We start from the raw sequence: 7371 nt of genomic DNA on the forward strand, positions 1-7371 counted from the left end.
GGTGAGGGAAATGAAATGAACGTAAAACCGCAATTGCTATCATTGAAAGCTTATTCACCAGGAAAACCAATTGATGAAGTGAAAAGACAATACGGCCTAACTAAAATCGTAAAGCTTGCATCCAATGAAAATCCGTTTGGATGCTCCGAAAAGGTAGGAGAAGCGCTTACGTCTTTAGCGGACCAGTTTGCATTGTATCCGGACGGAGCTGCATACGCGCTGCGTCAAAAAGTTGCGCAGCACGTCGGCGTACAGCCGGAGCAGCTGTTGTTTGGCAGCGGTCTTGATGAAGTCATTCAAATAATCAGCCGCGCGCTTCTGGCAGAAGGAACGAATACAGTAATGGCAAAGCCGACATTCTCTCAATATCGTCACCATGCCATTATTGAGAACGCAGAACTGCGCGAGATTCCTTTAAAAGACGGTACACATGATCTTGAAGCGATGCTTGGACAAGTGGATGAAAACACGAAAATCGTTTGGATTTGCAACCCGAACAATCCTACAGGAACATATGTAAATGAAGCGGATTTAATTTCGTTTTTAAACCGAGTACCTAAAACGGCTTTAGTCATTATGGATGAAGCGTACTATGAATATGCAACTGCAGACGATTACCCGAATACGATTTCATTATTGGATCAATATGAAAATCTTATCGTATTGCGAACATTCTCTAAAGCATATGGATTGGCGGCATTCCGTATCGGATATGCGGTTGGGAGAGCGGATTTCATTGAGAAGCTTGACGTGACGCGTCTGCCGTTCAATACATCTTCTATAGCGCAGGTAGCGGCGCTGGCGGCGCTTGAGGATAAGGAATTTTTGGAAAATTGTATTAATGAGAATACAAAAGGCTTGCAGCAGTACTACGAATTCTGTGAAAAACACAATATTAAGTACTATCCGTCGCAAGCAAACTTTGTATTTATGGAAGTAGGAGACGGCAACGAAGTGTTTCAGCGCTTGCTGCAAAAAGGTTATATTGTCCGTTCTGGAGCAGGTTTGGGATTGCCAAATGGCATTCGCGTAACAGTGGGCAATCAGGAGGATAACGAACAAATTTTAGCGTTGTTAGAAGAAATCGTAACCGGTTCGCCAAAAGAGGAAAAGTGTTTGTAATAAAGAGAGCTGTCAAATTTAGTCGCTCTTGTAATCAAAAGTGTGCATGAAGATGAAGCATTGAAACGCAATTACGATGTAGGAGTGACAGATAATGATTTTAACAAAGGCAAGAGAACTGAACGGCGTCATTCGAGTTCCCGGCGATAAATCCATCTCTCATCGCGCTGTAATGTTCGGTGCAATTGCAGAAGGAATCACGACCATTTCGGGCTTTTTGCCGGGAGAGGATTGCTTAAGCACCATTTCCTGTTTTCAAAAGCTTGGCGTTGCAATCGAGCGGGACGGGGAGCATGTAAAGGTACATGGAAAAGGTCTTTCCGGACTGCAGGAGCCTAAGGAAGTATTGGATGTCGGCAACTCAGGAACAACGATACGTCTTATGCTGGGGATACTTGCAAATACATCATTTCATTGTACCGTAATCGGAGATGATTCCATCGGCAAGCGTCCGATGAAGCGGGTGACAGAGCCCCTTCGTTCTATGGGTGCCCGCATTGACGGAAGAGCGAACGGGCAATATACGCCTCTTAGCATTCGCGGAGGCGGCATACAAGGTGTGGCATATACTTCTCCTGTTGCAAGCGCACAGGTAAAGTCTGCGGTTCTATTGGCGGGTCTTCAGGCTGGCGGAGCAACCTCTGTGACAGAACCTGAAAAATCGAGAGATCACACAGAGCGCATGCTTCGTGCGTTTGGATGTGACGTGAAAACGGACGGATTAACGGTGACGATAGAGGGCGGTCAAGAACTGCAAGCTGCACATGTAGAAGTGCCGGGCGATATTTCATCTGCAGCCTTTTTCTTAGTAGCAGGCGCTATTATGCCGAACAGTAAAATTACGCTGCGAAAAGTAGGATTAAATCCGACGAGAACAGGCATTTTGGATGTTCTCAAGCAGATGGGTGCATCTATTGCAATAGAGAATGTGCAAAACGAAGCGTTTGAGCCATACGGTGATATTACCGTAGAAACATCCAGCTTAAAGGGCGTAGAAATCGGAGGAGCGCTTATCCCGCGTCTCATCGATGAAATCCCGATTCTTGCATTGGCAGCAACGCAGGCTGAGGGCGTCACGGTTATTAAAGATGCAGCGGAATTAAAGGTAAAAGAAACAAACCGGATTGATACAGTTGTGCATGAGCTTCAAAAGCTCGGAGCCAGAGCAGAAGCTACGGATGACGGTATGATCATCTACGGCAAAGCCCGGCTGCAAGGCGTGCAAGTAAGCAGTCATGGAGACCATAGAATCGGCATGATGCTCGCCGTCGCTTCGTGCATAGCGGAAGGAGAAACGAATCTCCAGCAAGCAGAAGCGGTAGCTGTATCATATCCAAACTTCTTTGAGCAGTTAAAAGAGCTTCAGCAAGAATCTCCTCGTTAAGAGGGGATTCTTTTTTTACAAACGGATGGACCATTTGCACTTCGCCGGCTATCCCTAGTACAATGGAAATATACAAAGAAGGAGAAAAGATATGAATACATTAGAACAAGCGATTCAATATATTGATGAAGGAAGAGCAGAAGAAGGATTGAAGATATTAGAAACCATTGTGCAAAAGGGCACTGATGAAGAAAAATACTATATTGCACGTTATTATCATACACTTGGATTTTTAGAGCAGTCACTCGTTATTATGGAAGATCTTTGTTTACTGTACCCGGAAGAGAGCGAGCTTACACTGTTTTTAGCAGAGCTTTACATAGATTTTGACCGTGAAGACGAAGCGATTGAGGCGCTAAACCATGTAAACGAGGGGGATGATTTATATGTTCAGGCGCTCCTTCTCTTAGCGGATTTGTATCAAATGCAAGGGTTTGACGAGGTGGCAGAACAAAAGCTTCTAAAAGCGAAAGAGAAGCTGCCTGAGGAGCCGGTTATTACATTTGGGCTTGGCGAATTTTACAGCAGCCGTGGAGATTTCGTGAAGGCTGTTCCATACTATATGACGCTGCTCCCCGAGCATACAGAAATGGGAGACGTGAACATTCCGCTTCGTCTTGCGGAAGCTTTAAGCGCTCTTGGAAAGTGGGAAGAGGCAATTTCTTATTATGAAATGGGCTTGAAGGAGCATAAAGATATTCATACACTGTTCGGCTATGCATTTACATTGTACCAAGCTCAGCTATATCAGCGCGCGCTTCCTGTATTCTTAGAGCTGAAAGAGCTTGATCCGCAATATAGTGCGCTGTACGTTTATGCGGCTCATTGCTATGAAGAAGAAGGTATGCTGCAAGAAAGCTATGAAACGCTTCGTGAGGGATTAAAAACAGACGAGTTTTCTGTCGAGTTTCATGTGAGGCTGGCAGATGCGGCCGCGAAGCTTGGTAAAACAGAAGAAACAGAAGCTGCGCTTTTAGAAGCGTTAGCACTGGATCCAGGGCATCTTGAAGCGGTTTTAAAGTATATCTATGTGCTGAAGCAGCAAGGAAAATATGAGGAGATTAAAGAAGCTGTACAAATCGCAGGAGAAAACGGTGAGGATGATCCACAGTTAACTTGGGATTTGGCAAATGCCGAAAAAGAACTGGAACAGTATTCTGATGCATTAAATCATTATCGAGATGCATATACTTCTTTTAAGGATAATCTTTCCTTCTTAGAAGAGTATGGTTATTTCTTGCTTGAAGAAGGAATGAGACAAGAAGCGAGGGAAGTTTTTGGACGTTTGCTACAGCTGGATCCGGCACAAGCACATATTGAGGAGTTATTATATAATTTGGAGGATTTGCAGAATTGAGAAGGAAACACGGCATTGTTTCTTGAATGTAAATGGTAAAAAAAGAAGGACAGAGGAGGGACTGAGCGATATGAATACCCCTGTTTCTGTGAACGAGAAAAAGGATTTCGTTAAATGGTTTTTAAGCAATTATCAGCTTAAGCAGCGGGAATGTGTGTGGATTTTGAATTATTTGATGAGCCATGATCAATTGATGAGAAAGGTGCACTTTGTGGAGCACGCCAAATATTGTCCGCGCGGTCTCGTAATGTCCACAAGCTGCGTGAAGGAGGCACCGTTTCATTTTTATAAGCAAAACGTCATGACAACGGATGCAGAAAAATCGTTTCATGATATTCGCTTGAATCGGGACGAAGACATCTATATTCAACTAAACTTTAAAGCCTCTTTTCAAAATGCAAACTATGTCGCAGTTCTTGAAGAAAATCCGTATTTGCCAAAGAATATGGAGACCAATGAAAAGGACCGGCTGCTGGCAGAGCGTTTTCTTGAGGAGAGCATTTATTCGTTTCACCGCAATCGGCTTATGAAGCTTATTGACGAGGCACTTGATCAACAAGATGAAACAGCGTTTACAGAGTTAACCGCGCAGTTGAAAAGACTGTAAACGGGGCCTGATTTTTACAAATTTATGTCAATATATTGAAAGAAAAACCCTTGAAGACAAGGGTTTTTCTTTTTATTTCCTATCCCTATATGGTTTAATAGAAGAGAGAAGAACCAAAAGGGGGATTACTATGGATTGGAACGTCAAAGACATCCAGCTTTATGAACAGTCAAAGGAGTATATCGACACCGCTGTGATCCCGCTTATTCCTCTTTCGCTTGGCAAAGATATTGAAAGCTTCGTGCAAAAAGGGGAGTTTGTTTCTCAGTTAAGTTATGAGATGGAGCGGGAGTATCGAGGCCGTCTTTTGCTTTTACCGCCGTTTACCTACATAGCGGGAGAAAAGAGCAAGGAAGAAAAGCGCTTACAAGAATGGGAAGCGATGATACAAGCAAACGGACTTCGTCATATTGTGTACGTAACGAGTGATTACGATTGGAAGGACAGCGAACTTGCAGGAATGATGTTTTGGATGCCGGCTCTGCCGCTGCATCAGCTTGACGAAAAAGCAAGACGGGATGTTCTTCACTCAAATATTCGTGAAATCCTCTCTGTTTTAACAGAAAAGTGGGAAAAAACAGAATAATTTAATAGTTTGGATGATTATGAGTAGTATGATATTGACCAATAGGACTGGCTATTATATCATGATAGTGTCCTAGTTTTTCAAGTTTTTTGATTTGTTATCCTAAAGGGGTTATAGAGGGGGGGAATTTTCATGAGCGAGAAAGAACATAGGGTATCGCGTCGCCAATTTCTGAACTACACGCTTACGGGGGTCGGCGGGTTCATGGCAGCGGGCATGCTGATGCCGATGGCACGTTTTGCACTGGATCCTGTTTTAGAAAAAGAAGCAGGAGCAGGTATGGTAGCTGTTGGTCAAGTGAAAGATATTACGACAGAGCCGAAGCGCGTTGACTTTAAAGTGAAGCAGGTAGACGGCTGGTACAAATCTGATGAGCCAAAATCGGCTTGGGTGTACAAAAATGAAAGCGGCGACATCATAGCACTGTCTCCGGTTTGCAAACACTTAGGGTGTACAGTGAACTGGAACGGGGACAAGGCGCACCACAACCAGTACTATTGTCCGTGCCATGGCGGACGCTACGAAAAGAACGGAAAAAACATTCCGGGAACGCCGCCGCTTGCACCGCTTGACATCTATGAGTCACAGGTGAAGGATGGTACGCTGTATTTAGGTAAAACGAAGCCGAATGGAGGTGCGAAATAGATGTTGAATAAAATCTATGATTGGGTAGACGAGCGTCTCGATATTACGCCGCTATGGCGCGACATCGCTGACCACGAAGTGCCTGAGCACGTAAACCCTGCGCATCACTTTTCTGCATTCGTTTACTGCTTCGGGGGACTCACATTCTTTATAACTGTTATTCAAATTCTTTCAGGCATGTTCCTAACGATGTATTATGTACCTGATATCAAGAACGCTTGGGAGTCTGTATATTATCTTCAAAATGAAGTGGCATACGGACAAATCGTTCGCGGCATGCATCACTGGGGAGCAAGTCTTGTAATCGTTATGATGTTTTTGCATACCTTGCGCGTATTTTTCCAAGGTGCATACAAAAAGCCTCGTGAATTAAACTGGATTATCGGGGTTCTTATATTCGGTGTTATGATGGGACTAGGCTTCACGGGCTATCTTCTTCCTTGGGACATGAAAGCGCTGTTTGCAACAAAAGTAGGTTTGCAGATTGCAGAGCAAACGCCTCTTATCGGACCTTATGTCAAGACGCTGTTGGCAGGGCATTCTACAATTGTTGGAGCTCAAACGCTGACTCGCTTCTTCGCGATTCATGTGTTCTTCTTGCCGGGGGCATTGCTTGGCTTGATGGCGGCACACTTTTTAATTATTCGTAAGCAAGGTATTTCAGGCCCGCTATAAGAGATTGTAAGATTACAAGCTGTAACATGAAGGAGGGAGACTATGCATCGCGGCAAAGGGATGAAGTTTGTCGGAGATTCGCGCGTACCAGCAGTCCGTAAGCCGAATATTCCGAAGGACTATTCGGAATATCCAGGTAAAACGGAAGCATTTTGGCCTAACTTTCTATTGAAAGAATGGATGGTGGGCTCTGTATTTTTAATCGGATACTTATGTTTAACGGTCGCTCATCCATCACCACTTGAGCGTATCGCAGATCCAACAGATACAGGTTACATACCTCTACCAGACTGGTATTTCTTATTCTTGTATCAGTTATTAAAATATTCATATGCTTCAGGACCATATACAGTAATCGGTGCATTTATCATGCCAGGTATTGCTGGCGGGGCGCTGTTGCTGGCGCCGTTCATTGACCGCGGACCAGAGCGCCGTCCGTTCAAACGCCCGGCGGCAACAGGCTTTATGCTGCTTGCTCTGGCGAGTATGGTATTCCTGACATGGGAATCCGTTGCTCATCATGACTGGGCAGCGGCTAAAAGGCAAGGGGCAATCGTGAAGACAGTTCAAGTAGACAAGAATGCTGACGGTTATAAAACGATGCAAAAAAATACTTGTTTAACTTGCCACGGTGAAAACCTGCAAGGCGGAGCAGCTGCGCCTTCACTGCAAAACCTTACATTAAAGCCTGAAGAAGTTGCGAAAATCGCAAGAGAGGGTAAAGGAGCTATGCCTAAGGGAGTCTTCAAAGGTACGGATGAAGAGCTTAAGAAGGTTACAGAGTTCATTACCCAATACAATAAGAAATAGCAAAAAGCTGACTGTGGAGACAGTCAGCTTTTTTTATCAAAAATTAGGCGAGAATACCCCCACTTCAAGCGTATAAATGGTGTAGTGTAACGGTAAGTGGGGGATGAATCGCCTTCGCACAAGAGATAGGCACGTTCCATCTCTATTGTCCAACATGTAAAAATTTTGCAAATGTATAGAACGTA

Annotated in this window: 8 protein-coding genes; all 8 read left to right on the top strand. The window is 44.3% G+C overall.

Annotated elements, in window-relative coordinates:
- The first annotated feature begins 15 nt into the window (after positions 1-15).
- The 8 genes from hisC to H540_RS0109810 all read left to right on the top strand — a co-directional run bounded on the left by hisC (position 16) and on the right by H540_RS0109810 (position 7186).
- Positions 16-1122 (top strand): histidinol-phosphate transaminase, encoded by a 1107-nt coding sequence (gene hisC / locus H540_RS0109775; protein WP_028400490.1) that lies wholly within the window; start codon positions 16-18, stop codon positions 1120-1122.
- 94 nt (positions 1123-1216) lie between these two features.
- Positions 1217-2506, top strand: coding sequence for a 3-phosphoshikimate 1-carboxyvinyltransferase (gene aroA, locus H540_RS0109780; protein ID WP_034670716.1), 1290 nt, complete (start codon positions 1217-1219; stop codon positions 2504-2506).
- Positions 2507-2597: 91 nt separating this feature from the next.
- Positions 2598-3863, top strand: a complete 1266-nt coding sequence (locus tag H540_RS0109785; protein WP_028400492.1) for a tetratricopeptide repeat protein — start codon at positions 2598-2600, stop codon at positions 3861-3863.
- A 70-nt stretch (positions 3864-3933) separates the two neighbouring features.
- Entirely contained in the window at positions 3934-4470 is a 537-nt protein-coding gene (locus H540_RS0109790; RefSeq protein ID WP_028400493.1) for a ReoY family proteolytic degradation factor, read from the top strand.
- Between the two features lie 130 nt (positions 4471-4600).
- Positions 4601-5056 (top strand): YpiF family protein, encoded by a 456-nt coding sequence (locus tag H540_RS0109795; protein WP_028400494.1) that lies wholly within the window; start codon positions 4601-4603, stop codon positions 5054-5056.
- Positions 5057-5188: 132 nt separating this feature from the next.
- Entirely contained in the window at positions 5189-5701 is a 513-nt protein-coding gene (locus H540_RS0109800) for a QcrA and Rieske domain-containing protein (protein ID WP_028400495.1), read from the top strand.
- The gene (qcrB, locus tag H540_RS0109805; protein WP_028400496.1) at positions 5702-6376 is read left to right on the top strand and encodes a menaquinol-cytochrome c reductase cytochrome b subunit; all 675 of its coding nucleotides are present in this window, start codon (positions 5702-5704) and stop codon (positions 6374-6376) included. It abuts the gene before it with no gap.
- A 42-nt stretch (positions 6377-6418) separates the two neighbouring features.
- Positions 6419-7186 (top strand): menaquinol-cytochrome c reductase cytochrome b/c subunit, encoded by a 768-nt coding sequence (locus H540_RS0109810; protein WP_028400497.1) that lies wholly within the window; start codon positions 6419-6421, stop codon positions 7184-7186.
- Positions 7187-7371: the final 185 nt, after the last annotated feature.

This window comes from Ectobacillus panaciterrae DSM 19096, assembly GCF_000430785.1.
GTDB classification, from domain to species: domain Bacteria; phylum Bacillota; class Bacilli; order Bacillales; family Bacillaceae_G; genus Ectobacillus; species Ectobacillus panaciterrae.